We start from the raw sequence: 26,813 nt of genomic DNA, 5'->3' as shown, positions 1-26,813 counted from the left end.
TCCCCTCCCCGACGCTCTTCCGATCTGCCCCGCGCGGGGCACCCGGGCCGTCGCCGTGCCGGCGCAGGTTCCGACAGGGCCGTGCCGGCGCAGGTTCCGACAGGGCCGTGCCGGCGCGGAGCCGGAGGGCCGCGCCGGCCCGCGGCTCAGGAGAAGGTGATGCGCTTGATGATGACCGGGTCGCGCGGCGCGGTGGTGCCGCCGTCGCCGGTGATGTCGGCCTCGTTGACGATGAGGTCGGAGCCGTCCTTGGCCAGGCCCTGCAGCATCTCCATGCCCTCGCTGACCATGCCGACGACCGAGTAGCCGGCGCCGATCTGGATGTTCTCGTCGGACAGCGAGATGGCGAACTGGCTGTTGTTCAGCCCGGCCGCGTCGCCCGGCTGCGTCATGAAGACCACGCCCTTGCCGACCGGGATGTCGATGTTCTCGTCGGCGTAGATGTAGCCCGCGGTGCCCTGGCCGTCCGTCGGGTTCTTGCCGTCGGCCTTGGCCTGCGGGTCACCGCACTGCAGCATGTGCACGCCGGAGACGTCGGGCGTGACCAGGCGGTGGCACTTCATGTTGTTGTAGAACTTCTTCTGCGACAGGAAGTGCAGCGAGTTGATCGCGCACGGAGCCGCGTCCGTCATCAGGTCCACGACGACCTTGCCGCGGTTCAGCTGGATCGTCATCTGCTGGAACTTCAGGACTCTCTTGCTCGGCCTCTTCGGCGGCAGGCCCACGAACTTGTGGGGCACCGAGTTGTCGCGCTTGTACTCGCACGTCACCGGGCCGGTCCTGGTCGGCGTCGGAGTCGGCTCGGGCAGCACCCCGGTGCTGGCGGAGGGGTCGCTCTGCGCCGTCGCCTCACCCGGATCGTTGTTGACCAAGGTGGTCGCCGCGAAGATGCCGCCCGCGACCACGACGACGGCCACGGCCGCGCCGATGAGGGTGTTCCGCCTCGCCTTGGCGGTCTGCTCGGCAGCGCGCTTCGCCTGCCGTTCCTTGTGCTCCCGCGCCAGCTCTCTCTGGCGGTCCTCTTCGCTCTGGCGGTCGTCGCCGCTCACCGCTATGTCCTCTCGTCTTTGCCAAGGTATGACCAAACAACTTCGCGAATGCTACCGGCCTTCGATATGTGGCGGACGTAAGTGACGAAAGCCGAAGCAAGCGACCTTTGGGACCTCGAACCATAAGGCCAAGCCGGTCGTAGGTGAAAGGTAGACCAAGGAGCCACCCGCCCCGCCCGCGGCGCCCTGCCCGGCCACCGCTACGGCCGGCCCGTCACGGTCGTCCTGGCGGTGCCGACGGTCGCGCCGGCCGTGGCGGGCTGCCGCGTCTTCCGGGCCGGAGACTCCGGGGGCAGGGCCGTCCGGTCATGGCGGGCGTGCCGCAGCGTGTAATCTCGCGTTGTGGATAGCCTGTTCGATTCGGCTGCCGAGGAGGCCACTCCGCAGCCGCTCGCCGTGCGCATGCGCCCCCGCACGCTCGACGAGGTCATCGGCCAGCGGCATCTGCTCGGACCCGGCACCCCGCTGCGGCGCCTGGTCGAGAGCGAGGCCCCCATGTCGCTGTTCCTGTGGGGGCCGCCCGGCACCGGCAAGACCACGCTCGCCTACGTCGTCTCCAACGTCACCAAGCGCCGCTTCGTCGAGATCTCGGCCGTCTCCGCCGGGGTCAAGGAGGTCCGCGCCGCCATCGACGCCGCGCGGCGCGAGCTCGGCATGACCGGCCGCCAGACCGTGCTCTTCGTCGACGAGGTCCACCGCTTCAACAAGGCCCAGCAGGACGCGCTGCTGCCCGCCGTGGAGAACCGCTGGGTCACCTTCATCGGCGCCACCACCGAAAACCCGTTCTTCTCGGTCATCTCGCCGCTGCTGTCGCGCTCGCTGCTGCTCACGCTGGAATCGCTGTCCGACGATGACGTACGCGCGGTGCTGCGGCGGGCCGTGTCCGACCCGCGCGGGCTCGGCGGGCGCAACACGCTCGCGCCCGAGGCGCTCGACCACCTCGTCCGCCTCGCCGGCGGCGACGCGCGGCGCTCGCTCACCTACCTGGAGGCGGCGGCGCTGCTGGCCGACGACATCACGGTCGAGGTGGTGGAGAAGGCCGTCGACAAGGCCGCCGTACGCTACGACCGGCAGGGCGACCAGCACTACGACGTCATCAGCGCGTTCATCAAGTCGATGCGCGGCTCCGACGCCGACGCGGCGCTCCACTACCTCGCCCGCATGATCGAGGCCGGCGAGGACCCGCGCTTCATCGCCCGCCGCATCGTCATCTTCGCCTCAGAGGACGTCGGCCTGGCCGACCCCACCTGCCTGCAGACCGCGGTGGCCGCCGCCCAGGCGGTGCAGCTCATCGGGCTGCCGGAGGCGCAGATCAACCTCGCGCACGCGGTCATCCACTGCGCCACCGCGCCCAAGTCCAACGCCGTCGTCAAGGCCATCGGAGCCGCGATCGGCGACGTACGCCGCGGGCTCATCGGCCAGGTGCCGAACCACCTGCGCGACGCCCACTACCCCGGGGCGGGCAAGCTGGGCCACGGCGAGGGCTACAAGTACCCCCACGACTTCGAGCACGGGCTGGTGCGCCAGGACTACGCGCCCGAGCAGGTGCGCGGGCGGCGCTACTACCAGCCGACCCGCCACGGGGCCGAGGCGCCGGTGGCCGAGCGGTGGGCGAAGATCCGCGACTTCCTGCGGGGGTCGTGACCGCATCCGGTCACTTGCGCCATCGAATCATCCAAAGCCGTACTAAATCGGTGATCACCGGGAATCACGATCGTTGTGAAGGCGACCGTTACCCCCGGCGGCGGCCTTTTCGGCCCCCGATCGATCACCTGGCGCATCCACACCGAGGCGCCGGCCTGGCCGGCCGTCGTCCGCGCCGTCCAGCTCCAGGCCCTGCACCCCCGTACGATCCGCGGCATCGTGCAGAACTTCCTGCTCGACGACCAGGAGTCGGCAGGGGCCTGGCTGAAGCGCCGGCTCGGCTTCATCGCGCTGCGCGCCTTCGGCACCCGCGAGCAGGCCGAGCACGCCTGCGGGCAGGCCCGCGAGGTGCACGCCAGGCTCGTCGGCCTCGACACCGGCACCGGCACGCTGTTCCGGCTCGACGAGCCCGAGTGCCTGCGCTGGTCCCACTGCGCCGAGGTGGCCTCCCACCTGGAGATCGCCCGGCTGTCCGGGGTGCCGCTGACGCCGGGGGAGCGGGACGCGTACGTGGCCGAGCAGCGCCGCGCCGCCCGCCTCATGGGCCTCGACGACGTGCCGGGCAGCGCCGCCGAGCTGGACGACCACATCGCGCGGATGCGCCCGGGGCTGTCGGTCACCGGCGAGGCCCGCGCCGTCCTGCGCCTCCTCGTCAACCTCCGGCCGTCGCTGCGGCCTCCCGCGCTGCTCGCGCCGCCGCTCGGCCCCGGCTCGCTGCCCGCCGTGGGCGCGCTCGCGTTCGCGACGCTGCCGGGATGGGCCAGGCGGATGTACGGCTGCCCCGGCGACGCGGCGGCCCGCTACGCGGCGGCCACCGCGCTCAAGGCGCTGCGCGCGGCGGCCTCGGCCATGCCGCAACGACTGGTGGCGCCCGAGATCAGAGCCGCACGCGCCCTCATGAGAGCGGCGGCGCGGACGCCGGAAGCCGACGTGGCTGCCTGAACGGGGGAGCTTTCCGCACTAACGTTGTCACCCGAACGCGATAGGGTCTTGACGTTCCGGCCCAGCGTACGAGGGAGATGCGCGGATGCTTACCGCTGGAGAGGTCGCCGGGCTGATCGCCGCCACGGGCTGGGTGGTCCTGGTGTGCGTCATGGCCATGGTGCTCGTCAAGCTCGCCAGGCTGCTCACCGAGACCACCAAGGCGGTCTCCGACCTGAACAAGCGCCTGGCGCCGCTGCTCGACGACGTGAGCGTGACGGTCAACGAGACCAACAGGCAGCTCGTCGCCGTCGAGGCCATCGCCAAGGACGTCAAGCAGGTCAGCGGCCACGCCGCCAAGCTGAGCGCGGTCACGCAGACCATCTTCACCGGGCCGCTCATCAAGGTGTCCTCGCTGACCTACGGCGTGCGCAGGGCCATCGAGGCGCGCAGGCCGCGCCGCCCCGTACGGACTCAGCAGCGGCCCCAGGCGCAGGCGAATGGGCAGAGGGTCGCCGAGCACGCGCAGGGGCGGGCCCGATGATCCGCCGGATGTTCTACATCTCGCTCGGCGCGTTCCTCGCCTTCTGGGTGATGCGCCGGCTGCAGGCCCTGCAGCCCGACCACATCGCCCGCCGGACGGCCGACAACGCCGCGGGCATGCTCCGGCGAGTGAGAGACTTTACTTCTGACGCACTCGGCGAGGCCGCGGCGCGCGAAACCGAGTTGCGCGCCCGCTTCGGCCTCGACAAGGCTGAAGACGTCGCCTGACGGCCTCGGCCGGCGGCTACAGTGGACGGCCCGGAGTGCGGCCCCGAGCCGGTGGACCGGCGGTCACACCGGCCGTTCACGGGCTCATCGACCACCTACAACACAAGATCGACTACAGCAAAGGATGGCCACCATGGAGTCGGCAGAGATCGCGCGCCGCTTCCTGCGCTTCTTCGAGGAGCGTGGGCACACCATAGTGCCCTCGGCCAGCCTGATCGCTGAGGACCCGACGCTTCTCCTGGTCAACGCGGGTATGGTGCCGTTCAAGCCGTACTTCCTGGGGCAGCGCAGGCCTCCGGGGTCACGGCTGGCCACCGTCCAGAAGTGCGTCCGCACGCCCGACATCGACGAGGTCGGCAAGACCACCCGGCACGCGACGTTCTTCCAGATGCTGGGCAACTTCTCCTTCGGCGACTACTTCAAGGCCGAGGTGATCCCGTTCGCGTGGGAGCTGCTCACCAGGTCCGAGTCCGACGGCGGCTTCGGCTTCCCCGAGGACAGGCTGTGGGCGACGGTCTACGTCGAGGACGACGAGGCGTTCGACATCTGGCGCAACAAGGTCGGCCTGCCCGAGCACCGCATCCAGCGCCGCGGCCTGGAGGACAACTACTGGCACATGGGCGTGCCCGGCCCCGGCGGCCCCTGCTCGGAGATCTACTACGACCGCGGCCCCGAATACGGCAAGGAGGGCGGCCCGGTCGCCGACGAGGACCGCTACCTCGAGGTCTGGAACCTCGTGTTCATGCAGTACCAGCTGAGCGCGGTGCGGTCCAAGACCGACTTCGACATCTCCGGCGAGCTGCCCAGCAAGAACATCGACACCGGCATGGGCCTCGAGCGCATGGCGGCGATCCTGCAGGGCGTCGACAACATCTACGAGATCGACACCACGTACAAGATCCTCGACAAGGCGGCCGAGCTCACCAAGACCCGCTACGGCCGCGACGCGCGCGCCGACGTCAGCCTGCGGGTCGTCGCCGACCACGTCCGCACCGGCACCATGCTGGTCGCCGACGGCGTGCTGCCGGGCAACGAGGGCCGCGGCTACGTCCTGCGCCGCATCCTGCGCCGCTCGATCCGCAACCTGCGCCTGCTCGGCTCCGGCGACGAGCGCTACATGCACGAGCTGACCGACGTCGCGATCAACGTGATGGGCGAGCAGTACCCCGAGCTCAAGGCCGACGCGCCGCAGATCCACGCGGTCATCGACGCCGAGGAGGCGTCGTTCCTCGGCACGCTGCGCACCGGCACCGCGATCTTCGACGTGGCCGTGGAGGAGACCAAGCGCAAGAAGGGCACCACGATCTCCGGTGACCAGGCGTTCAAGCTCCACGACACCTACGGCTTCCCGATCGACCTGACGCTGGAGATGGCGGCCGAGCACGGCCTCAAGGTCGACGAAGAGGGCTTCCGCCGGCTCATGAAGGAGCAGCGGGCGGCGGCCAAGGCCGACGCGGCGGCGAAGAAGACCGGCAACGCCGACATCTCGGTGTTCGGCCAGCTGCTGGAGTCCGCGGGCAAGGTCGAGTTCCTCGGCTACGACGAGACCGAGACCGACACCCAGATCGTCGGCATCCTCGTCGACGGCGCGCCGGTCCCCGCGGCGGGCGCCGGCAGCACGGTCGAGGTCGTGCTGCAGCGCACCCCGTTCTACGCCGAGGGCGGTGGCCAGCTCGCCGACCAGGGCGTCATCCGTACCAGCGGGGCCGAGGTCGAGGTCGTCGACGTGCAGTCGCCGCTCAAGGGCCTCATCGTCCACCGCGGCAAGGTCCGCAGCGGCGAGCTGCGGGTCGGCGACGAGGCGCAGGCGGAGATCGACATCGAGCGCCGCCGCGCGATCTCGCGCAGCCACAGCGCCACCCACCTCGTCCACCGCGGCTTCAGGAACGCGCTCGGCGAGACGGCGGCGCAGGCCGGTTCCGAGAACTCCCCGGGCCGCTTCCGCTTCGACTTCACCGCGGCGGGCGCGGTGCCGCCGAGCGTGCTGCGCGACGTCGAGGACGAGGTCAACGCCGTGCTCATCAACGACCTCAAGGTCAACGCCTTCTACACCTCCCAGGCGGAGGCGCGGGCGATGGGCGCGCTCGCCATGTTCGGCGAGAAGTACGGCGACGAGGTCCGCGTGGTCGAGATCGGCGACTACTCCCGCGAGCTGTGCGGCGGCACCCACGTCCACAGCTCCGGCCAGCTCGGCCTGGTCAAGGTGCTGGGCGAGCAGTCGGTCGGCGCGGGCGTGCGCCGCGTCGAAGCGCTCGTCGGCCTCGACGCCTTCCGCTTCCTCGCCCGCGAGAGCGTGCTGGTCAACCAGCTCAGCGAGCAGCTCAAGGCGCGCCGCGAGGAGCTGCCCGAGCGCATCGAGGGCATCGTCACCCGGCTGCGCACCGCCGAGAAGGAGCTGGAGCGGCTCCGCTCCGCCCAGGTGCTCCAGGTGGCGGGCGACCTGGTGTCGCAGGCCCGCGACCTGCGGGGCGTCTCCGTCGTGACACACCGCGCGCCTGATGGCACCGGCGCCGATGACCTGCGTAAGCTCGCGCTTGATGTACGAGGCAGGTTCCCGGCCGACCGGCCGGCGGTCATCGTGATCGTCGGCGTCCCCTCCGACCGGCCCGTGGTGGTTGCCGCGGTGAACGAGGCGGGGCGCGAGCGGGGGCTCAAGGCCGGACAGCTGGTCGGCGTCGCCGCCAAGGCTCTTGGGGGTGGCGGTGGCGGCAAGGACGATGTCGCACAGGGCGGTGGCTCGCGGCCGGAGGCGATCGACGACGCGCTGCGCCTGGTTGACGAGGCGATCTCGGGGCAGCTCGGCTGACATGAGGTTCGGTTCACGAATCGGCGTCGACGTCGGTTCGGTGCGCATCGGCGTGGCCCGCAGCGACCCGTCAGGGCTGCTGGCCACGCCGGTCGAGACTGTCAAGCGGGGCAAGGGCGACCTCGACCGCATCGCCGCCATCGTCGCCGAGCACGAGGCGATCGAGGTCGTGGTCGGGTTGCCCACCTCGCTGTCCGGGCGCGAGGGCCAGGCCGCCGGGCTGGCGCGCGAGTTCGCCGCCAAGCTCGCCGCGCGGCTGGCGCCCACGCCCGTCCGCCTGTTCGACGAGCGGCTGACCACGGTCACCGCGCAGCACGGCCTGCGGGCCAGCGGCGTGCGGGCCAAGAAGCAGCGCGGCGTCGTCGACCAGGCGGCGGCCGTCGTGCTGTTGCAGGACGCGCTCGACTCCGAGCGCGCCACAGAAAGACCACCAGGCAGGCCCGTCGAACCGCCACGCGCGGCCGACGGACCTGCCCAATGAGCGCGCCGGCCTTCGCACCACAGCGCCGGCGGCCCTCACTTCGGACCGCTGTGACCGGCTTCCCTCTGGGCGGTCCTCCCGGCCTGTGCGGTCGCCCTGCCCGGTGCGGTCCTGCCCGGTGCGGTCGTCCTGTCCGGGGCGCGCATCCGGCGTCCTGCGCGGCCGGTGAGGTGGTCGCATGACCAGGACACCGGGCGACGAGGACGACCTCGGCGACGTGATCCCGTTCCTGCCGGAGGAGGACGAGCCCGAAAGCTCCGACCGCTCCTCCTCCGGCCACCCGCCGACACCCGGAACACGGACTGAGGCTGAAGGACCGGCCGAGGCCGGCTCGGACGCGGCTGCTGAAGGGCTGGAGCCCACGTCGCGGGCCGAGTCGGAGTTCCAGAGGCCCGCGCAGGCCCAGAAGCCCGCGCAGGCCCAGGCTGCTGCCGAGGCCGCGCGCGGCTCCGCGGCTCAGTCCGCCTTCGGGCCGGAGTCCGCTTCGGCGGCTCGTGCCGCCTCCGGTGGGACGGCCGCGCCTGGTGGGCCGCCCGCTTCAGCAGGGGAGCGGGCAGGTGCCGAGGCGCGGGAGGCTTCCGAGGGAGAGCCCGGCTCCGCGGCTCAAGCCGCTTCCGAGGCAGAGCCCGCTACGGCGGGTCAAGGCGCTTCCGGGGCAGAACCCGCTACGGCGGGTCAAGGCGCTTCCGGGGCAGAGCCCGCTACGGCGGGTCAAGCCCCTTCCGGGGCGGAGCGTGCCTCCGTGGCTCATCACGCTTCCGAGGCCACGGCTGAGGGCGAGGAGGCCGAGGGCGCGACCGAGGCGGGAGCTGAGGCCCTAACCGGAGCCGGAGACGAAAAGCCGCCCGGAAGCGGTACTGGAGGTGCGGACGAGGGCCGTTCCGCAGCCGGCGGTGAGGAGGAGCCTGGGCGGCGGAAGAAGGCGTTGCGGAAGGCCGGGTTGCTGTCGGCCGGGCTGCTTGCGGGCGTGCTGGCGCTCGGGCTGGGCGCGATCACGGTGGTGAAGCCGTACCTCAGTCCCGCCGATTTCGAAGGGCCGGGCAGCGGTTCGGTGACGGTGCGGATCACGCCGGGGTCGAGCGCGTACACGATCGGCTCGGCGCTGGCCGAGGCCGGGGTGGTGGCGAGCGCGCAGTCGTTCGTACGGGCGGCGGAGGAGCGCGCGGTGACCGACCGGCTGCGGCCCGGCCACTACCGCCTGCGCAGGGGCATGGCCGCGGTGGCCGCGCTCGACCTGCTGCTCAAGCCCGGATCGCGGGTGGTGCGGCGGGTGACCGTGCCCGAGGGGCTGCGGGTCCAGGAGGTGTTCAGCCGGCTGTCCAAGCTGGCCGGGCTGCCCATCGAGGAGCTGCGCAAGGTGGACAAGGCCCTCGTCGGCCTGCCCAAGTACGCCCCGGGACTGGAGGGCTTCCTGTTCCCCGCCACGTACGAGATCGAGCCCGGTGACACCGCCGTGGACGTGCTGGCGGCGATGGTCGAGCGGTTCGCCGCCGCGGCCCGCCACGTGGGCCTCGAAGAGGGCGCGAAGCGGGTGAACCTGACACCGCTTGAGGTCGTCACGGTCGCCAGCATGATCCAGGCAGAGGGCGGCACGGACGAGGACTATCCGAAGATCGCTAGGGTGATCTACAACCGGCTGGCGAAAGGCACTCCGCTGGAGATCGACAGCACGGTGCTGTACGCGCAGAACCGGAGGACACTGAGAGTGACGGAGAGTGACACCAAGGTGGACTCTCCCTACAACACCTACCGGCATAAGGGGCTGCCCCCAGGGCCCATCGCCAACCCCGGCGAGAAGGCACTGATGGCCGCTCTGAACCCGGCTGAAGGCGATTGGCACTGGTTTGTTACCACGGATCCCGCGCATAGAATCACCAAATTCACCAACAAAGAGAGCGAGTTCGTGAGATACCGGGAAGAGTTGAACAAGAACCTCGGGACGAGCTGATGTTCGATGGGACCCGCACTGTCCCGGCGCAAATGTCCCCATATGGGGCATGCGTCCTCTTTCCGTCCCCTAGCATGGCTACCCAGAGTGATCCCCGTCGGTCGTCCTGGTGCGTCCGGCGGCTACCCCCGTTTCGCTCGGTGATACCAGCCGGTTGGGCAGATCCGCTTGACGCCTGGCGGGCAGTGCCGGGAGATTGGCCAGCGCATCTATGAACGATCTCGATCTCAACACTCTGCTCGGCCCCGAGGACGACGAAGGCTCGCCTCGGCGCCGTTCCCGGGGCGGCAGACGCGGTCGCCGCCGTCGCAGGCGCCGCAACCGCGGTGGCTTCCTCGCGCCGCTGCTGGCCTTCATCGTGCTGGCCGGCATCATCGGCGGCGGTGGCTACTACGGCTACCGCTGGATCAACGACGCTCTCGTACCCGATGACTACACCGGAGCCGGCACCGGCGAGGTGATCATCGAGATCAAGGACGGCCAGAGCGCCTCCGAGGTCGCGCAGGAGCTGGAGCGCAAGGGCGTCGTGGCCAGCGCGAGAGCGTTCACCAACGCGATCGCGAACGCGAACAAGAGCGGCTCGCTCCAGCCGGGCGAGTACAAGATGCGCAAGAAGATGGCCGCCGCCGAGGCCGTCAAGCTGCTCGACCACGACAAGCGGCTGCGCGACACCTTCACCATCGCCGAGGGCCTGCGGCTGTCGCAGACGCTCACCCAGCTCGCCGAGAAGACCGGCAGGCCGCTCAAGGACTTCAAAGCCGCGGCCAAGGACACCGAGAGCCTCGACCTGCCGAAGTACGCCAAGGGCAAGCTGGAGGGCTACGCCTTCCCGGCGACGTACGAGTTCCAGCCCAAGTCGACGGCTAAGCAGATCCTCGCGGCCATGGTGAAGAGGTTCAACCAGACGGCAGAGAAGCTCGACCTCGAAGCGGGCGCCAAGGAGCTGGGCTACACGCCGCACGAGATCATCACGATCGCGAGCATCGTGCAGGCCGAGGCGGGCCGCCAGGAGGACATGCCGAAGATCGCCCGCGTGATCTACAACCGGCTCTCGCGCAACCCGCCGATGAAGCTGTCGATGGACAGCACGGTCATGTACGCGCTGAACAAGTTCGGCACGTACGCCACCGGCGCCGACCTGAAGACCAAGTCCCGGTACAACACCTACGAGTACCTGGGGCTGCCGCCAGGGCCCATCTCCAACCCCGGCGACCACGCCATCGAGGCGGCGCTCAACCCGGCCAAGGGGCAGTGGCTGTTCTTCGTGGCCACCGACCCCAAGAGCCAGGTCACCGAGTTCGCCGAGACCGAGACCGAGCACCAGGCGCTGGTCGCCAAGTGCAGGGCGAACGGCGGCTGCGGCGGCTGACCCGGCCGTTCACTTACGGACGGCCGAAGGCCGGGTCGTTCACCTCCGGGCACCCGCCCGCGCACCCCACGGGACGCGCGGGCAGGCGCCCGGAGACGGGCCTTCCGGCACTCGTGCGTTTCACGGGACGCGCCGGCGTGCTTGGAGGCGGCTCTCTTGGCGCTCGCGTGTTTCACGGGACGCGTCGGTGCGGCCCGGGGCGGCCTCCCGTCGCTCGCGCACTCCACGCGGCGCGCGGATGCCCGAAGCGGCCCTCCTGCGGGCGCGCGCTAGAAGGCGGCGCGAGCGGTCGGGGTGTGCCGGACGTCTCGCGGGCGGTGCCTGGATCCGCGGCCAGGTGCGGCTCGGCATGATCCGGCGCGGTCCGACGAGCTGTGCGGGCGGTACCTGAAGCGGCGGTCCGGGGCGGCTCGGCACGGGTGCTCCAGGGCAGGGCGACGTGGTGCCTCCGGGTGGCCGCCGGACGGCGGTAGGGTGCTGCCTGGTTGGAAAGGACGTGCGTGATGCGAGCTGCCGTGATGGGGTCGCCCATCGGCCATTCGCTCTCGCCCCACCTGCACCGGGCCGCCTACCGGGCGATGGGGCTCGACGGGTGGAGCTACGAGGCGTTCGAGTGTGACGAGGAACGACTGCCGGGCCTGCTGGCCGAGCTGACCCCCGTACGCGGGCAGGGCGGCGGCGACGACCGAGCCTGGGCGGGGCTGTCGCTCACGATGCCGCTCAAGCGGGCCGTGCTGCCCCTGCTCGACACGGTCTCCGACCTGGCCGTCGAGGTCGGCGGGGCCAACACGGTGGTCTTCCGCGACGGGCGGCGCCACGGCGACAACACCGACGTCTACGGCATCGAGCGGGCGCTGGCCGAGGCCGGGGTGCCCGCGCCGCGCTCGGCGACCGTGCTGGGCGGCGGCGCGACGGCGGCCTCCGCGCTGGCGGCGCTGCGCGGCCTGGGGCTCTACTCCGCGACGCTGCTCGTCCGCGATCCCGCGAGGGCGGGGGAGACCGCCGCAGTGGCCGAGCGGCTCGGCGTGGCGCTGGCGGTGGAGACGTTCGCCAAGCTCGACGCGTGCATCGAGGTCGATCTGGTGATCTCCACGCTGCCGAGCGGCGCGGCCGATGCCTACGCGAGCCGGCTGGCGCGCGTGCCGGCCCTGTTCGACGTGGTGTACGCGCCCTGGCCCACCGCCGCGGCGACGGCCGTGCGCGACGCGGGCGGCATCGTGATCGGAGGCTTCGAGATGCTGCTGCACCAGGCGGTGCGGCAGGTGGAGCTGATGACCGGGATGACCGATGTGCCGGTCGAGGCCATGCGTGCCGCGGGAGAGGCCGAGCTGCGCCGCCGCCAGGAGGCCGCCGCGCATGCGGACGGCCCGGCGGGATGATTCGAGAACGCTCCGGCGTTGTGGTAGTGTAGCTCTCTGATCGGTCCGGCATGCCTTGCTGGACGCGCAAGCGGAGGTCTCCCTCCCACCTGAGTCGCCGCGAGGTGGCCGGGTCCAGGATCACGCCGGACTTCTCCGGGGAGCTCGAGGCCACGAAAGCCGAAGAGCTCAGTGGCCCCGCATGCGCGACGTGCGGGGCTTTTCGCGTTTTCGTGAAAAGCTCCGTAACGACGAGCACGTAGGGATCGCAAACCTAGGAGGCCCCATCAGCACTGAGCCCCGCATCAACGAGCGTATCCGAGTTCCCGAGGTTCGCCTCGTGGGCCCGAACGGCGAGCAGGTCGGCATCGTCTCCATTCACGACGCGCTGAAGCTCGCCCAGGAGGCCGACCTCGACCTCGTCGAGGTCGCGGCCACGGCTCGACCGCCCGTGTGCAAGCTCATGGACTACGGCAAGTTCAAGTACGAGTCCGCGATGAAGGCGCGCGAGGCGCGCAAGAATCAGGCGCACACGATCATCAAGGAGATCAAGCTCCGGCCGAAGATCGACCCGCATGACTACGAGACCAAGAAGGGTCACGTGGTGCGGTTCCTCAAGGCGGGAGACAAGGTCAAAGTCACGATCATGTTCCGCGGGCGTGAGCAGTCCCGGCCTGAGCTCGGCTTCCGGCTGCTGCAGCGGCTCGCGGAAGACGTCCAGGACCTCGGCTTCGTGGAATCCCACGCCAAGCAGGACGGCCGTAACATGATCATGGTGATCGGTCCGCACAAGAAGAAGGCCGAGGCTAAGGCCGAAAAGGCCGCCGCCAAGGCGCAACGTGGCAACGAGGGCTCTTCCACACGGGAAGCGTGACCTTCGGTTGGGGTTAGCCTTACAAACACCCCAGCCAGCCACCGGTAGACCAAGACGCCGCGACCGGGTCGGAAAGCACCGGCCCGGCCACCGGCACGACCGAAACGAGGAGAGACGGCGATCATGCCGAAGATGAAGACGCACAGCGGTGCGAAGAAGCGGTTCCGGCTCACCGGTTCCGGCAAGATCAAGCGTCGCCGTGCCAACCGCGCGCACTACAACGAGTGGAAGTCGTCCACGCTGACGCGCCGTCTCAAGAACGAGGTCGTCCTTTCCGACGCCGACACCAAGAAGATCAAGAAGCTGCTCGCCAAGTAGCGCGAACCCCCGGGGAGAAGAAACATGGCACGCGTGAAGCGGGCGCTCAACGCCAAGAAGAAGCGCAAGGTCGTTCTCGAAAGGGCGACCGGTTACCGTGGCCAGCGGTCTCGCCTTTACCGCAAGGCCAAGGAGCAGATGCTCCACTCGATGACGTACGCCTACCGGGACCGTAAGGACCGTAAGGGCGCGTTCCGTCGTCTGTGGATCCAGCGCATCAACGCCGCCGCCCGGCAGAACGGCATCACCTACAACCGTCTGATCCAGGGCCTGCGTCTGGCCAACATCGAGGTCGACCGCAAGATCCTCGCCGACCTCGCGGTCAACGACAGCCAGACCTTCGCCACGCTCGTCGAGGCCGCCAAGAAGGCGCTCCCGGCGAACGTGAACGCTCCGGCCGCGGGCTGAAGCGCTTGACCTGACCGAGGGGCCCACCGATGACGGTGGGCCCTTTGTTGCTGTCTGCACGCACTGCGGTTGAACCAGCGGGCTGCAGCGTCCGTACGACTTGGGGGAGACGATGGCCGGGTCCGAGCTGACCAACGTGAGATCGCCGCGGGTGAAGGCCGCCCGGCGGCTCACCAAGCGCGCCTTCCGCGAGCAGGACAGGAAGTTCCTGGCCGAAGGGCCGCAGGCGGTGCGCGAGGCGCTCAAGCTCGACGGGGTCACGCTGGAGCTGTTCAGCACCGCCGAGGCCGAGCTGCGCCACCCCGAGCTGATCACCGAGGCCACGCTCAAGGGCATCCCCGTGCACCGGGCCAGCGGCGAGGTCATGTCCGAGCTGTCGCAGACCGTCACCCCGCAGGGGCTGGTGGCCGTCTGCCGGCTCGTCCACGTGCCGCTGGACGAGGCGCTGGCGGGCGAGCCGCGGCTGGTGGCGCTGCTCGCGCACGTGCGCGACCCGGGCAACGCGGGGACCGTCATGCGGGCGGCGGACGCGGCGGGGGCGGACGCGGTGGTGTTCACCGACGCGTCGGTGGACCCGTACAACGGCAAGTGCGTGCGCGCCAGCGTCGGAAGCCTTTTTCATCTACCTGTCACGATCGGTGCACCGGTCAGGCCCGCCGTGCGTCAACTCAGGGAGCGGGGCTTGCGCGTGCTGGCGGCCGACGGCGCGGGCAAGCACACGCTCGACGATGTCGATCTCTCGGGACCGACCGCGTGGATCTTCGGCAACGAGGCCTGGGGGTTGCCTGAGGAGATACTCACCGAGGCGGACGATGTGGTCAGGGTGCCCATCTACGGACAGGCGGAAAGCCTGAACCTGGCCACCGCCGCGGCGGTGTGCCTTTACTCCTCGGCCAGGGCGCAGCGGGTGCCCTAGGCGACCGGAAACCCGCTATTGTCGGCGTTGTAGGCGGAGGAGGCGAGGCGTGCACGGCGCAGACACCGACGGGCGAGTAGTCGCGGCCGCGTGCACGATAGCCATCGACGATCTCCCCGACGGCCTTATCGTGACCGACCGATACGGGCGCGTGCTGGCCGTCAACCGGGCGGCCACGCGGCTCACCGGCATCCCGGCAGAGCGCGCCGTCGGCCGGCACATGAACGACGTCTTCCCGTTCCGCGACCACGACGGGCGCGACTGGTGGAAGGCCCTCGACCCCGAGGGCGGGCTGCGCACCCGGATCAGGGTGCCCGAGCGGCCGCTGCACCTGCCCGGCCGGCAGGAGCTCTACGTCGCGGCCCGGCTGGTCCGCGAGCCCGAGCGCGGCGGCGAGGTCGAGCGCGTCACGATCACCCTGCGCGACGGCGGCGCGCGCGCCCGGCTCGAGCGCAGCCGCGCCGACCTGGTCTCGACCGTCGCCCACGAGCTGCGCTCGCCGCTGACCAGCGTCAAGGGCTTCACGGCCACGCTGCTCGCGAAGTGGAGCCGCTTCACCGAAGAGCAGAAGCTCGTCATGCTGGAGACGGTCAACAACGACGCCGACCGCGTCACCCGGCTCATCACCGAGCTGCTCGACGTCTCCCGCATCGAGTCGGGGCGGCTCGAAGTACGCCGCCAGGTCGTCGACCTGCCCGCCAGGGCGCGCCGCCTCATCGCGGGCCGGGTCGCGGCCGGCGAGCCGGAGGACCGCTTCCGGCTGATCGTCGGCGACGACCTGCCCGAGATGTGGCTCGACCAGGACAAGATCGACCAGATTCTGGGTAACCTGGTGGAAAATGCGCTGCGCCACGGGCGCGGCACTGTGACAATCGAGATCGAGTCCATCGAATGGGGAGTGGCCGTGTCGGTGCGCGATGAGGGCGAGGGCATCGAGCCCGAGCTGGCTCCGCGCGTCTTCAGGCAGTTCTGGCGGGGCGGCAACAGCCGCCGCCGGGGCGGCACGGGTCTCGGCCTGTTCATCGTCAAGGGCCTGGTCGAGGCGCACGGCGGCACGATCACGGTGCAGCGCGCGCCCGAGGGCGGAGCTGAGTTCCGATTTACCTTGCCCACCGGCACGCCCGACTTCGCCGGCGTCTAGTCGTCGCGTTCGGGCCCGGTGGGCAGGCCCCACTAGACTCTCTTCCGCTCAAGCCCTGGATACGGAGCTCACTCTTGTCTGACTACGATCCCGTCGAGGTGACACCGTTGCACGCCGACGAGGTGTCCCGGATGGAGGCCGACGCCATCGCGGCGATCAAGGCGGCCGGCGACCTCGACGAACTCAAGCAGGCCAGGCTGGCGCACGCGGGTGACCGCTCGCCCATCGCCCTGGCCAACCGCGAGATCGGCGCACTGCCGCCGGCCGCCCGCGCCGAGGCCGGCCGGCGCGTCGGTGCCGCCCGTAAGGCCATCAACGAAGCGCTCGCCGCCCGCCAGGCCGAGCTGGAGGCCGAGCGCGACGCCCGCGTCCTCATCGAGGAGACCGTCGACGTCACCCTGCCGTGGGACCGTCGGCCGCGCGGCGCCCGTCACCCGCTCACCACGCTTCAGGAACGCATCGCCGACGCGTTCGTCTCCATGGGCTACGAAGTGGCCGAGGGACCGGAGCTCGAAGGCGAGTGGTTCAACTTCGACGCGCTCAACATCGCCAAGGACCACCCGGCGCGCTCCGACCACGACACGTTCTTCGTCGGCTCCACCGACTCCGGCATGGTGCTGCGCACGCAGACCTCGCCCGTGCAGATCCGGGCGCTGCTCCAGCGCGAGCTGCCGGTCTACGTGATCTCGCCGGGCAAGACGTTCCGCACCGACGAGCTCGACGCCACCCACACCCCGGTCTTCCACCAGACCGAGGGCCTGGCCGTCGACGAGGGCCTGACGATGGCCCATCTCAAGGGCACGCTCGACCGGTTCGCCGAGGTGATGTTCGGCAAGGGCATCACGACGCGGTTCCGGCCCAACTATTTCCCGTTCACCGAGCCGTCCGCCGAGATGGACCTCAAGTGCTTCGTCTGCCGGGGCGCCTCCGCGGTGCCCGGCAACCCGCCCTGCCGCACCTGCAAGTCGGAGGGCTGGATCGAGTGGGGCGGCTGCGGCATGGTCAACCCGCGCGTGCTCGTCGCCTGCGGCGTCGATCCGTCCCGGTACTCCGGGTTCGCCTTCGGCATGGGCATCGAGCGGACGCTGATGTTCCGCCACAACGCCGAGGACATGCGTGACATGGTCGAGGGAGACGTGCGCTTCACGCTCCCGTTCGGAATGGAGATCTGATGAAGGTCCCGCTTTCCTGGCTGCGGGAGTATGTCGATCTCCCGGCGGTCACCGCCCACGAGGTGGCCGACAAGCTCACGGCCGCCGGGCTCAAGCTCGAGTCGATCACCTCGCACGGCCACGACGTCAAGAACGTCGTCGTCGGCGAGGTGCTGGAGATCGAGGAGCTGACCGGCTTCAAGAAGCCGATCAGGCACTGCAAGGTCGAGGTCGGCGAGGCGACGCCGCGCATGATCATCTGTGGCGCCACCAACTTCGCCGCCGGCGACCGGGTGCCGGTCGTGCTGCCCGGCGGCGTGCTGCCCGGCGGGTTCGAGGTCGGGGCGCGCAAGACGTACGGGCGCATGTCCGAGGGCATGATCTGCTCCGAGCGCGAGCTCGGCCTGGGCGACGACCACAGCGGCATCATGGTGCTGCCGGCCGGCACGCCCATCGGCACCGACGTGGTCGAGCTGCTCGGGCTGCGCGACGACGTCATCGAGCTGGAGATCACCCCCGACATCGGCTACGCGCTGTCGATCCGCGGCGTGGCGCGCGAGGTCGCCACGGCGTTCGGGGTGGCCTTCCGCGACCCCGCCGACGTCGAGCCGCCCGCCGAGACCGAGCCGTCGTGGCCGGCGTCCATCGCCGACCCGACCGCCTGCGACCGGTTCGTGCTGCGCGAGGTGCGCGGCTTCGACCCGCAGGCCAAGAGCCCGCTGTGGATGCGCGTACGCCTTCACCGCGTCGGCATGCGCCCGGTCTCGCTGGCCGTCGACATCACCAACTACCTGATGCTGGAGCTCGGCCAGCCGCTGCACGCGTTCGACCGCGGCAAGCTCAACGGCGAGATCGTGGTGCGCAGGGCCGTCGCGGGCGAGCGCCTCGAGACGCTCGACCACGTGGTGCGCGAGCTCGACCCCGACGACATCCTCATCACCGACCAGTCGGGGCCGATCTCCATCGCCGGCACCATGGGCGGCCTGGAGACCGAGATCTCCGACACCTCGACCGACATCGTCATCGAGGCCGCCCACTTCTCCGCCACCGGCATCTCCCGCGCCTCGCGGCGGCACGGGCTGGTCTCCGAGGCGTCCAAGCGGTTCGAGCGCGGCGTCGACCGCGAGCTGCCGCTCGTCGCCTCGTGGCGGGCCGTGCAGATGCTGGCCGAGCTGGGCGGCGCCACCGTGCAGCCCGGCGTCACCCACGCCGACGTCGAGGTGACGCCCGCCCGCATCGCGATCCCGGCCGGCTATCCGGGCCGGGTGGCCGGAGTGACCTACTCCAAGGAGACCGTGGTCGAGCGCCTGCGGCAGGTCGGCTGCGTCGTCACCGACGGCGCCGATCCGGCCGTGCGGCAGGGCGGCGTCGACCCGACCGGCGTGGTCACCGGCGGGGAGCTGGCGGCCAAGCTGGCCATCACCGGCGACGACATGATCACGGTGACCCCGCCGTCCTGGCGGCCCGACCTCACCGACCCCAACGACCTGGCCGAAGAGGTCATCCGGCTGGAGGGCTACGAGAACCTCCCGTCGGTGCTGCCCTCCGCCCCGGCCGGCGCTGGGCTCACCGAGGGCCAGCGGCTGCGCAGGCGGGTCGGCAGGACGCTCGCCGAGGCGGGTTACGTCGAGGTGCTCAGCTACCCGTTCGTCAGCCCCGACGACTTCGACCGCATGCAGCTGCCCGCCGAAGACGCGCGCCGCCGCGCCGTCCGGCTGGCCAACCCGCTGTCGGAGGACGAGCCGCTGATGCGGACGACGCTGCTGCCGGGCCTGCTGAAGACCCTCGTACGCAACGTCGGCCGCGGCTTCACCGACGTCGCGCTGTTCGAGTCGGGCGCCGTCTACCGGCCCCGCGAGGGCGCGCCCGAGGTCGCCCCGGTGCTCGGCGTCGAGCGGCGGCCCACCGCTGACGAGCTGGCCACCATCGAGTCGGCGCTGCCCGACCAGCCGCTGCGGGTCGCGGTGGTGCTGGCCGGCGAGTTCGAGCGGTCCGGCTGGTGGGGTCGCGGGCGCGCGGCCTCGTGGGCCGACGCCGTCCAGGCGGCCCGGCTGGTCGCCGAGGAGGCACGGCTCGAGCTGTCCATCAGCGCCGACCAGCACGAGCCCTGGCACCCGGGCCGGTGCGCCGCGCTCTACGTGGGCGACACGCTGGTGGGGCACGCCGGTGAGCTGCACCCGCGGGTCATCGAGGCGTACGGGCTGCCGCCCCGCACCTCGGCGATGGAGCTCGAGCTGTCCCGGCTCGAGGCCGCCATGCCGGGTCCGGTCCAGACGCCCGCCGTGTCGGCCTACCCGGTCGCCACCCAGGACGTCGCGCTGATCGTGCCCGACTTCACGCCGGTCGCCGACGTCGAGGCGGCGCTGCGCGACGGCGCGGGCGAGCTGCTGGAGTCGATCCGGCTGTTCGACGTGTACGAGGGCGAGCAGGTGGGCGAGGGCAACAAGTCGCTCGCCTACTCGATGCGGTTCCGCGCGCCCGACCGTACGCTGACCGTGGAGGAGACCACGGCGGCAAGGGACGCGGCGGTGGCCATGGCCGCCGACCGCGTGGGCGCCCAGCTCCGCGGCTGAGCCGTTCGCCCGGGGCCGGAGCTTCGCCGCTCCGGCCCCGGTGCGTGCGCTCAGATGCGGTCGATCGCGGCGAGGTCGGCGTCGAGGTCGAAGGGAGCGGTCACCTTCAGCCGGTCGCGGTGCACGCCCATGCGGGCGTAGGAACGCAGCGCCGGGTCGAGCTCGTAGACGTACACGATCGGCTTGCCGGAGTCCTCCTCCACCCGCCAGAAGTGCGGGATGCCGGCCTGCGCGTAGAGCTGTGGCTTGCGCTCGCGGTCACGCGTGACGGACTCGGGGGAGACCACCTCGACGGCGAGCACGACGTCCTTCGCGTCGTAGTAGGTTTCCGCACCGCCCCGCACTGCCTCCTCCGTGACGACGCAGAGGTCCGGCTCGGGCCGCTGGTCCTTGGCGAGGACCACGCTCATCTCGCGGCGGACCCGAACGCCGGCGGGCGCGGCCCCACGCAGCTCGGCCTCGAGGAGCGACACGGCCCGCATGTGGAAGGAGGTCTGGGGGCTCACGAAGACCAAGCTTCCATCAATCAACTCTGTGTGCGCGGGCAATTCCGGAATGTGATCGAGATCTTCTGCGGAGAAGCCTTGCGGTGGCGGAAAGACCCAGTCGGGGAGCGAGGAAGGCGTCATCACAGCGATCACCGCTTCGGCAGTCATGGTCCAACGCTACCAACCTAGTGTGATCGAGCCAGGTGAAAAGCGTGACACGGTCGAGGAGCCCGAGAGGAACGGAGATGGCGGAGCTGCTGGTGTTCGCCGAGCGTGAGGACGCCGAGGAGGTGGCCGAGACGCTGGGGGAGTGGTTTCCCGAGCTGGGGGTGCCGCGGGTGGTGCGGGAGACCCTGGCGGGGGAGGACGACGCCGAGGACGCGCAGTGGGTGGTCGTGGCCGAGGGACTGGACGAGGCGGCGCTGGCGAAGGTGGACGAGCTGGTCGAGCGGTACGACGGGTGGCGCGAGGCGGGCTGAGGCGACCCCCATCGGCCCGCCTCGGCCGCTCCGGTGGAACGCGGAGGCAGTGCCTGCGCCCCCGGCGAGGTCAGGCGGGGGCGTCGGCGGTTGCGGAGGCTTCGCGGCGGGCCTTCTCCGCCAGGGCGTGCTCGTCGGTCGTGGCGTCGTAGCGGCGGAATCCGGGCAGGGCGGCGGCCAGGCCGAGCACGGCGGCGACGCACAGCACGCCGCCCGCGCCCAGGGAGAAGCGGGTGCCGCCGAGCTGGGCCATCATGCCGGCCCGCGCGTTGCCCAGCATGGGGCCGCTGGCGTACGAGAGCAGCTCGATGCCCGCCAGGCGGCCGCGCAGCTCCGGCGGGATGGTCTGGTTCCACATCGTCATGCGGAAGATGCCGCTGATCATGTCGGCGGCGCCCGCGCAGGCGATGAAGACGACGATCATCCAGATGTTCGGGGCCAGCGCGGTCAGCGCCACGGCGACGCCCCAGAGCGCGGCGGCCACGATCACGCCGAGGCCGTGCCGCCGTACGCGGGCCGTCCAGCGGCCGGTGAGCGAGGCGATCAACGCGCCGATCGCGGAGGCGGAGTAGAGCAGGCCGAGCGCCTGGGGCGCCTTCAGCTCTTCGGCGATGAACGGGAACAGCGCCGTCGCCATCGCGAAGATCATGGCGGCCATGTCCACCAGGTACGTGCCGACGAGGTCGCTGCGGCTCACCGCGTACCGCATGCCCTCGACCAGCGACTTCAGCGACGCGGGCGCGGCGTCGGCGGCCGGGGGCAGCGAGCTGACCCGCCACAGCAGCAGCATCGACAGCAGGAAGGACAGCGTGTCGAGGACGTAGGCGGAGGCCACGCCCCAGGCCGTGATCATCAGGCCGCCCAGCGCGGGGGCGACGATGGCGCCGAAGTTCCAGCGCAGGCTCGACAGGACGGCCGCGGCGGCCTGCTGATCGTGCTTGACGACCTGCTGGATCACCGCCTCCAGGCTCGGACGCTGGAGGCAGCCGATGCCGGTGGAGACGGCGCCGATGACGTACAGGACCCAGATCTGCGGACTGGGCAGCATGGAGTTGATCATGAGAGCGGCCGAGGTGACCAGCAGGCCCAGCTCGCTCATCACGATGATCTTGCGGCGGTCGAGGGCGTCGGCGATGGCGCCGCCCCACAGCCCGCACACCACCATCGGCACGAACTCCGCCAGGCTCACCAGGCCGACCGCGACGTAGGAGTCGGTGAGCTGCTTCATCTGGTACGGCACCGCGACCATCGAGATCATCGTCCCGAACATGGTGATGACGCCGGACCCGAAGAGCAGCCGGTAGTCGCGGGAGTCGCGCAGCGGGCTCACGTCCAGCGCGAGGTGGCGGAGCAGGCGCTTCAATGCTGATGGCACGAGTGGAAATTGTCCGTTATCGCGCGTGGCCTGGGCAAATGATTAAGCCGGCGGGCTCCGGGAGTGCGTCCCTGGGGCCCGCCGGCCGTTGCCAGGTCGTGTCAGGACGGGACCTTGTCCAGGAAGCCCAGGACCTTGCGGATGCGGCCGTCCTCGGCCAGCTCCACCACGTCGAACCCGACGGCGACCGGCTCCCCGCCCTCGGGGCCGAGGTGCCAGGTGAAGCGGGCGATGTGGTGGTGGCTGTCGTACAGGTCGCCGGGGGTGAAGACGAGCCCGGGGAACATGCCCTGCGCGGCCTCGATCACCCTGGCGATCCCGGCGTGGCCGGAGACGTCGGCGAGCGGGTCGGTGTAGGTGCCGTCCTCGGTCCACAGCTCGGCCACGGCCTTGGCGCGGGCCTCGGGGTCGGTCTCGTTCCAGCAGGCGACATAGCGGTCGATGAGGGTGCTCATGACGGGTCTCTCCTTGTCCGGGTGATCTCAGCGGCTCTTGCGCAGGCCGGTGATCTGCAGTTCGGCGAACGCGGCCACCACCAGGGCCTGGGCGATCGCCCAGAACGCGCCGATCGTGGTGAGGCCGGCCGCGCCGGTGACGACGGCGGCGACGCTGCCCAGGGTCCAGGCCACGTTCACGGCGATCACCGCCTTGGCGCCGGCCGGGCTGATGGCGCGGCGGGTGGCCAGGACGGCGACGGCCGCGGCGTAGACCAGCAGGAAGGCGCCGATACCGCGCAACAGCGCCGCGTCCAGGCCGAGCAGGGCACCGATGGGGGCGGCGAAGGCGAGGTAGGCCAGCCCGTTGACGCCCGTGACGGCGGCGTCGGCGGCCAGTGCGAGGCGCAGGAACTTCGTACGGCCGGTGGTGATCGGAAGGGCGGTCATGGCGGCTCCTTCGGCGGTGACCTCGTTCGTGCTGACACCGAGGACGATGCCAGGACGCGGGTAGCCGCCGCGATTACCCGCCAGGTAAGCGGGAGCGGGGACAGGCCGTCCGACCAGGGGAGAAGCACACGTTGTGAGGCCCGTCACAGCGCCCGGCGGCCCCCGCGAGGGGAGCCGCCGGCACCAGACGTCACAGGCCGAGGACCTCGCGGCGCAGGTGGGTCTTGAGGATCTTGCCGCCGGGGTTGCGGGGCAGCTCGGTGTCGCGGAACCAGTAGTGCACGGGGATCTTGAACTTGGCGATCCTGGAGGACAGGAACTCGCGCAGCTCGCCGGGCGTGACGGAGGCGCCGGGCGTCAGGCGGAGCACCGCGCCGACCTCCTCGCCGAGCTCGTCGTGCGGCACGCCGATCACGGCCGCGTCGTCCACCGCCGGATGCTCGAACAGGGCGGCCTCGACCTCGGCGCAGTAGACGTTCTCGCCGCCCCTGATCACCATGTCCTTAGCCCGGTCCACGATGTAGACGAAGCCGTCCTCGTCGATCCTGGCCAGGTCGCCGGTGTGCAGCCAGCCGTCCACGAACGTCTGCGCGGTCGCCTCCGGCTTGTTCCAGTAGCCGAGGATGACGTTGGGGCCGCGTACGCACAGCTCGCCGACCTCCCCGGGCGGCAGCTCCACGCCCGCGGGATCGACCACGCGCACGTCCACCACGGGCGAGGGCAGGCCGATGCTGTCGGGCTTGGCGCGGTAGTCGGCGCCGCCGTTGCCGATGGCGAGGGCGCTGGTCTCGGTCATGCCGTAGCCGTTGGAGGGTGCGCGGTCGGGCAGGTTCGTGGTGATGCGCTCCAGCAGCTTGGGCGGTGCGGGCGCGCCGCCGTAGCCCAGGTTGACCAGCGAGGACAGGTCGTACTTGCCGAAGTCGGGGTGGGACATGAGCTGCCAGGCGTTGGTGGGCACGCCGATCATGGTGGTGACGCGCTCGCGCTCGATGAGCCGCAGCGCCTGCTCGGGGTCCCACTTGTACATCAGCACCAGCCCGCCGCCGCTGAACATGGCGGTCGTCATCGCCGAAAAGCAGCCGGTGACGTGGAAGAGCGGCACGGTGAGCAGGGTGATCCTGCGGGTGCTCGCGGCCTGGGAGACGTCCTTGCCGGACAGGGCGACGGCGCGCATGAGGCCGTAGGCGACCGTCATGGGGGCCTGGCCGATGTTGCGGTGGCTGCCCAGCGCGCCCTTGGGGCTGCCGGTGGTGCCGGAGGTGTAGAAGATCGTCGCGGGGTCGTCGGGGGCCAGCTCGACCTGGGGGAGCGCGGCGTCGGCCGGCACCTCGCCCAGCACGTCGGCGAACGCGCGCGCACCGGCCGGCGGCTCGCCCCTGGTGACGATCATCGGTACGCCCGTCGAGGCCAGCCTGGGCGCGCGCTCGCCGTCGGCGATCAGCACCTTGGCGCCGGAGTCGCGTACCCCGTAGGCCAGCTCGGACTCCGTCCACCAGGCGTTGAGCGGCACCGCGATGGCTCCGGTCGCCAGCACGGCGGAGAAGGAGATCACCCATTCCGGGTAGTTGCGCATGGCCACCGCCACCCGGTCGCCCTTGGTCACGCCGTAGTCGTCCACGAGGCGGCGGGCGAGGGCGGCGGCGCGGCGGAAGTGCTCTTCGAACGTGATGTGCTCGTCCTCGTACACGAGGAAGACCTGGTCGCCGTGGTTCCTGCTCATCTCCAGCAGCGCCCGGAAGTCCGGCGGGGCGTGCTTCCACGTGCGTACGCCGGTGCCGTCGATCTCCTCCATCTCGAAGAGCTGGCCGGGGCCGGTGAGCTGCGCCTGGACCTGGTCATGCGAAAGAGACATCCGCAGTACTCCCGCAGTGGACGATTGTTCCGGTCCTCACAGTACCGACCGGCCGGTACGTCGCGCTAGACGGCGAATGGCCGGTCCTTTGGCAATGAAAGTTTCATTGCATGGCCGATAATTTCTGCCCGCCAACTGCTCATTCAGCTCCGGCTCAACCGCCTTATTGACCGGCTGACGAGCATGTCAATACCGTCTGCTCAGCGGTCCCCACGGGGCCGAAACTTTCGGAATCGAGTGCCTGCCTCCGGAGGTAGATGTCCGTGCATTCGTCCTCGCTCCTCAGAGCCCTCACGTTAGTGGGGTTACTCGCAACCTTCCTCCTTCCCGCCGTCTCGGCGGAGGCGTCGGCGCCCCTGCGTACGCACGCGGCCGCCAAAGGCAAGTTCATCGGCGCGGCGCTCGCCACCGGCCCCTTGTCGAACGAGACCGCCTACCGCAACATCGCGGCCACCGAGTTCAACCAGGTGACCGCCGAGAACGCCATGAAGTGGGACTCCACCGAACCCAACCCGGGCCAGTTCAACTTCTCCGGCGCCGACGCCATCGTCGACTTCGCCGTCCAGAACGACCAGCAGGTGCACGGCCACACGCTCATCTGGCACCAGCAGACCCCCGGCTGGGTGCAGGGCCTGAGCGCCAGCGCCATGCGTGAGGCGATCGAGCGCCACATCTCGACGGTCGTCGGCCGCTACGCCGACAACCCGGCCGTGGTCTCGTGGGACGTGGTCAACGAGGTCTTCGAAGAGAACGGCAACTTCCGCACGTCGTTCTGGTACAACACGCTCGGCCAGAGCTACATCGCCGACGCCTTCAGGGCCGCGCGCGCCGCCGACCCCGACGCCCGGCTGTGCATCAACGACTACAACGTCGAGGGCATCAACGCCAAGAGCACCGCGATGTACAACCTGGTCCGCTCGCTGCGCCAGCAGGGCGTGCCGGTCGACTGTGTGGGCTTCCAGAGCCACCTGGCCATCCAGTACGGCTTCCCGAACGACCTGCAGCAGAATCTGCAGCGCTTCGCCGACCTCGGCGTGCAGGTGCGCATCACCGAGCTGGACGTGCGCATGCAGATGCCGCGCGACTCCTCCAAGGACGCCACCCAGGCCACCTACTACCGCAACGTGGTCAACGCCTGCCTGGCGGTCGAGGCCTGCGCCGGCGTGACGATCTGGGGCTTCACCGACAAGCACTCGTGGGTGCCCGACACCTTCGGCGGTGAGGGCGCGGCGCTGATCTACGACGAGAACTACCAGAAGAAGAGCTCCTACGACGCCGTGCACGACACGCTGGCGAGCGGCTCCGGCACGGACGACACGACGCCGCCGACCACGCCGGGCACGCCGACGGCGAGCAACATCACCTCCAACTCGGCCACGCTGTCGTGGAGCGCCTCGACCGACAGCGGCGGCAGCGGCCTGGCCGGCTACAACGTCTACCGCGAGCAGGGTTCGACGGACACGCTGCTCGGGCAGACCTCGACCAACTCGATCACCCTGACGGGGCTGACGCCGGACACGGAGTACCAGGTGTACGTGCGGGCACGTGACGGCGCGGGCAACCTGTCGGGCAACTCGCCGACCGCCACGTTCACGACCGAGGAAGGTCCGAGCGGCGGCGGTGGCTGCACCGCCACCGGCACCGTGCAGACCGAGTGGCAGAACGGCTACGTCGTGCAGCCGGTGACCGTCACCAACACCGGCACCACGGCCATAGACGGCTGGACGGTCACCTTCACCCTGCCCGCCGGGCACACCCTGGCCGGGTCGTGGCACGCCACCCTGACCGTCAGCGGCCAGACCGTGACCGCCACGAACGCCGCCTACAACGGCAACCTCGCCCCGAACGCGAGCACCACCTTCGGATTCCAGGTCAACCGCCCGAACGGCGACACGCAGACGCCTTCCGGCTACACCTGCGCCTGATCGGGGATCCCCTGGGGCCTGCCCGACTGCCCGCCCGGCAAGCGGTGACCGCCCCAGGGGATTCCTCCCTTTTGGTGAAGAG

24 protein-coding genes are annotated in these 26,813 nt (G+C 70.6%); 18 read left to right on the top strand and 6 right to left on the bottom strand.

Annotated features, from left to right (window positions below; genetic code table 11):
* Positions 1–146 precede the first annotated feature (146 nt).
* Positions 147–1,049: a peptidylprolyl isomerase gene (locus AB0K67_RS39355; protein ID WP_364070421.1), complete on the bottom strand. Its 903-nt coding sequence runs from the start codon at positions 1,047–1,049 to the stop codon at positions 147–149.
* A gap of 342 nt (positions 1,050–1,391) precedes the next feature.
* On the opposite strand from AB0K67_RS39355, the gene AB0K67_RS39350 reads away from it, so the two are divergent.
* The 16 genes from AB0K67_RS39350 to AB0K67_RS39275 all read left to right on the top strand — a co-directional run bounded on the left by AB0K67_RS39350 (position 1,392) and on the right by AB0K67_RS39275 (position 19,728).
* Complete coding sequence (locus tag AB0K67_RS39350) at positions 1,392–2,693, top strand: replication-associated recombination protein A (RefSeq protein ID WP_364070418.1); 1,302 nt, start codon at positions 1,392–1,394, stop codon at positions 2,691–2,693.
* 75 nt (positions 2,694–2,768) lie between these two features.
* On the top strand, positions 2,769–3,635 hold the full coding sequence (locus tag AB0K67_RS39345; RefSeq protein WP_364070416.1) for an oxygenase MpaB family protein: 867 nt from the start codon (positions 2,769–2,771) through the stop codon (positions 3,633–3,635).
* Positions 3,636–3,720: 85 nt separating this feature from the next.
* The gene (locus tag AB0K67_RS39340; RefSeq protein WP_364070413.1) at positions 3,721–4,158 is read left to right on the top strand and encodes a DUF948 domain-containing protein; all 438 of its coding nucleotides are present in this window, start codon (positions 3,721–3,723) and stop codon (positions 4,156–4,158) included.
* 8 nt (positions 4,159–4,166) lie between these two features.
* Positions 4,167–4,385, top strand: coding sequence for a hypothetical protein (locus AB0K67_RS39335; protein ID WP_364070411.1), 219 nt, complete (start codon positions 4,167–4,169; stop codon positions 4,383–4,385).
* Between the two features lie 133 nt (positions 4,386–4,518).
* Entirely contained in the window at positions 4,519–7,191 is a 2,673-nt protein-coding gene (alaS, locus tag AB0K67_RS39330; protein ID WP_364070409.1) for an alanine--tRNA ligase, read from the top strand.
* 1 nt (position 7,192) lies between these two features.
* Positions 7,193–7,672 (top strand): Holliday junction resolvase RuvX, encoded by a 480-nt coding sequence (gene ruvX, locus AB0K67_RS39325; RefSeq protein ID WP_364070407.1) that lies wholly within the window; start codon positions 7,193–7,195, stop codon positions 7,670–7,672.
* Between the two features lie 925 nt (positions 7,673–8,597).
* Positions 8,598–9,620 (top strand): endolytic transglycosylase MltG, encoded by a 1,023-nt coding sequence (gene mltG, locus AB0K67_RS39320; RefSeq protein ID WP_364070404.1) that lies wholly within the window; start codon positions 8,598–8,600, stop codon positions 9,618–9,620.
* A 211-nt stretch (positions 9,621–9,831) separates the two neighbouring features.
* Positions 9,832–10,989 carry an endolytic transglycosylase MltG gene (gene mltG / locus AB0K67_RS39315; RefSeq protein WP_364070401.1) on the top strand — a complete coding sequence of 386 codons (1,158 nt, stop codon included), beginning with the start codon at positions 9,832–9,834 and terminating at the stop codon, positions 10,987–10,989.
* A 503-nt stretch (positions 10,990–11,492) separates the two neighbouring features.
* Entirely contained in the window at positions 11,493–12,368 is an 876-nt protein-coding gene (locus AB0K67_RS39310) for a shikimate dehydrogenase (protein WP_364070399.1), read from the top strand.
* Positions 12,369–12,633: 265 nt separating this feature from the next.
* Complete coding sequence (gene infC / locus AB0K67_RS39305; RefSeq protein ID WP_364070428.1) at positions 12,634–13,221, top strand: translation initiation factor IF-3; 588 nt, start codon at positions 12,634–12,636, stop codon at positions 13,219–13,221.
* Positions 13,222–13,344: 123 nt separating this feature from the next.
* Positions 13,345–13,539 (top strand): 50S ribosomal protein L35, encoded by a 195-nt coding sequence (gene rpmI, locus AB0K67_RS39300; RefSeq protein WP_026215152.1) that lies wholly within the window; start codon positions 13,345–13,347, stop codon positions 13,537–13,539.
* Positions 13,540–13,563: 24 nt separating this feature from the next.
* Positions 13,564–13,947 (top strand): 50S ribosomal protein L20, encoded by a 384-nt coding sequence (gene rplT, locus AB0K67_RS39295; protein WP_148031211.1) that lies wholly within the window; start codon positions 13,564–13,566, stop codon positions 13,945–13,947.
* A gap of 112 nt (positions 13,948–14,059) precedes the next feature.
* The gene (locus AB0K67_RS39290) at positions 14,060–14,863 is read left to right on the top strand and encodes an RNA methyltransferase (RefSeq protein WP_364070397.1); all 804 of its coding nucleotides are present in this window, start codon (positions 14,060–14,062) and stop codon (positions 14,861–14,863) included.
* A 49-nt stretch (positions 14,864–14,912) separates the two neighbouring features.
* A complete protein-coding gene (locus AB0K67_RS39285) occupies positions 14,913–16,004 on the top strand; it encodes an ATP-binding protein (RefSeq protein ID WP_364070394.1) in 1,092 nt (363 codons plus the stop codon).
* A gap of 131 nt (positions 16,005–16,135) precedes the next feature.
* Positions 16,136–17,176 (top strand): phenylalanine--tRNA ligase subunit alpha, encoded by a 1,041-nt coding sequence (gene pheS, locus AB0K67_RS39280; protein WP_364070425.1) that lies wholly within the window; start codon positions 16,136–16,138, stop codon positions 17,174–17,176.
* Entirely contained in the window at positions 17,176–19,728 is a 2,553-nt protein-coding gene (locus AB0K67_RS39275) for a phenylalanine--tRNA ligase subunit beta (protein WP_364070392.1), read from the top strand. Before pheS ends, AB0K67_RS39275 begins: the two co-directional genes overlap by 1 nt.
* Before the next feature lie 50 nt (positions 19,729–19,778).
* Here AB0K67_RS39275 and AB0K67_RS39270 read toward each other — a convergent pair whose 3' ends face one another.
* Positions 19,779–20,384, bottom strand: a complete 606-nt coding sequence (locus tag AB0K67_RS39270) for a Uma2 family endonuclease (protein WP_364070390.1) — start codon at positions 20,382–20,384, stop codon at positions 19,779–19,781.
* Between the two features lie 77 nt (positions 20,385–20,461).
* Here AB0K67_RS39270 and AB0K67_RS39265 point away from each other — a divergent pair, with 77 nt between their 5' ends.
* On the top strand, positions 20,462–20,695 hold the full coding sequence (locus AB0K67_RS39265; protein WP_364070387.1) for a hypothetical protein: 234 nt from the start codon (positions 20,462–20,464) through the stop codon (positions 20,693–20,695).
* 70 nt (positions 20,696–20,765) lie between these two features.
* Here the strand turns inward: AB0K67_RS39265 and AB0K67_RS39260 are convergent, their stop codons facing one another.
* From AB0K67_RS39260 to AB0K67_RS39245, 4 genes are all read right to left on the bottom strand, one after another.
* Entirely contained in the window at positions 20,766–22,070 is a 1,305-nt protein-coding gene (locus AB0K67_RS39260; RefSeq protein ID WP_364070385.1) for an MFS transporter, read from the bottom strand.
* Between the two features lie 101 nt (positions 22,071–22,171).
* On the bottom strand, positions 22,172–22,525 hold the full coding sequence (locus AB0K67_RS39255; protein WP_364070382.1) for a nuclear transport factor 2 family protein: 354 nt from the start codon (positions 22,523–22,525) through the stop codon (positions 22,172–22,174).
* A gap of 27 nt (positions 22,526–22,552) precedes the next feature.
* Positions 22,553–22,954 carry a hypothetical protein gene (locus tag AB0K67_RS39250; RefSeq protein WP_364070380.1) on the bottom strand — a complete coding sequence of 134 codons (402 nt, stop codon included), beginning with the start codon at positions 22,952–22,954 and terminating at the stop codon, positions 22,553–22,555.
* A gap of 190 nt (positions 22,955–23,144) precedes the next feature.
* Complete coding sequence (locus AB0K67_RS39245; protein WP_364070378.1) at positions 23,145–24,806, bottom strand: class I adenylate-forming enzyme family protein; 1,662 nt, start codon at positions 24,804–24,806, stop codon at positions 23,145–23,147.
* A 299-nt stretch (positions 24,807–25,105) separates the two neighbouring features.
* Between AB0K67_RS39245 and AB0K67_RS39240 the strand changes: the two genes are divergently transcribed.
* A complete protein-coding gene (locus AB0K67_RS39240; protein WP_364070376.1) occupies positions 25,106–26,731 on the top strand; it encodes an endo-1,4-beta-xylanase in 1,626 nt (541 codons plus the stop codon).
* The last annotated feature ends 82 nt before the right edge of the window (positions 26,732–26,813 follow it).

The organism is Nonomuraea sp. NPDC052634 (genome assembly GCF_040678535.1).
In the GTDB taxonomy this organism is placed as follows: Bacteria; Actinomycetota; Actinomycetes; order Streptosporangiales; family Streptosporangiaceae; genus Nonomuraea; species Nonomuraea fastidiosa.
This window is presented reverse-complemented; position numbering and strand designations above follow the sequence as displayed.

Excerpts from the sequence above, each read along its gene's own strand:
- AB0K67_RS39340 (WP_364070413.1), top strand. The coding sequence starts at position 3,721 with ATGCTTACCGCTGGAGAGGTCGCCGGGCTGATCGCCGCCACGGGCTGG.
- AB0K67_RS39335 (WP_364070411.1), top strand. The coding sequence starts at position 4,167 with ATGTTCTACATCTCGCTCGGCGCGTTCCTCGCCTTCTGGGTGATGCGC.
- alaS (WP_364070409.1), top strand. The coding sequence starts at position 4,519 with ATGGAGTCGGCAGAGATCGCGCGCCGCTTCCTGCGCTTCTTCGAGGAG.
- ruvX (WP_364070407.1), top strand. The coding sequence starts at position 7,193 with ATGAGGTTCGGTTCACGAATCGGCGTCGACGTCGGTTCGGTGCGCATC.
- mltG (WP_364070401.1), top strand. The coding sequence starts at position 9,832 with ATGAACGATCTCGATCTCAACACTCTGCTCGGCCCCGAGGACGACGAA.
- AB0K67_RS39310 (WP_364070399.1), top strand. The coding sequence starts at position 11,493 with ATGCGAGCTGCCGTGATGGGGTCGCCCATCGGCCATTCGCTCTCGCCC.
- rpmI (WP_026215152.1), top strand. The coding sequence starts at position 13,345 with ATGCCGAAGATGAAGACGCACAGCGGTGCGAAGAAGCGGTTCCGGCTC.
- rplT (WP_148031211.1), top strand. The coding sequence starts at position 13,564 with ATGGCACGCGTGAAGCGGGCGCTCAACGCCAAGAAGAAGCGCAAGGTC.
- AB0K67_RS39290 (WP_364070397.1), top strand. The coding sequence starts at position 14,060 with ATGGCCGGGTCCGAGCTGACCAACGTGAGATCGCCGCGGGTGAAGGCC.
- pheS (WP_364070425.1), top strand. The coding sequence starts at position 16,136 with ATGGAGGCCGACGCCATCGCGGCGATCAAGGCGGCCGGCGACCTCGAC.
- AB0K67_RS39275 (WP_364070392.1), top strand. The coding sequence starts at position 17,176 with ATGAAGGTCCCGCTTTCCTGGCTGCGGGAGTATGTCGATCTCCCGGCG.
- AB0K67_RS39270 (WP_364070390.1), bottom strand. The coding sequence starts at position 20,384 with ATGACTGCCGAAGCGGTGATCGCTGTGATGACGCCTTCCTCGCTCCCC.
- AB0K67_RS39265 (WP_364070387.1), top strand. The coding sequence starts at position 20,462 with ATGGCGGAGCTGCTGGTGTTCGCCGAGCGTGAGGACGCCGAGGAGGTG.
- AB0K67_RS39255 (WP_364070382.1), bottom strand. The coding sequence starts at position 22,525 with ATGAGCACCCTCATCGACCGCTATGTCGCCTGCTGGAACGAGACCGAC.
- AB0K67_RS39250 (WP_364070380.1), bottom strand. The coding sequence starts at position 22,954 with ATGACCGCCCTTCCGATCACCACCGGCCGTACGAAGTTCCTGCGCCTC.
- AB0K67_RS39245 (WP_364070378.1), bottom strand. The coding sequence starts at position 24,806 with ATGTCTCTTTCGCATGACCAGGTCCAGGCGCAGCTCACCGGCCCCGGC.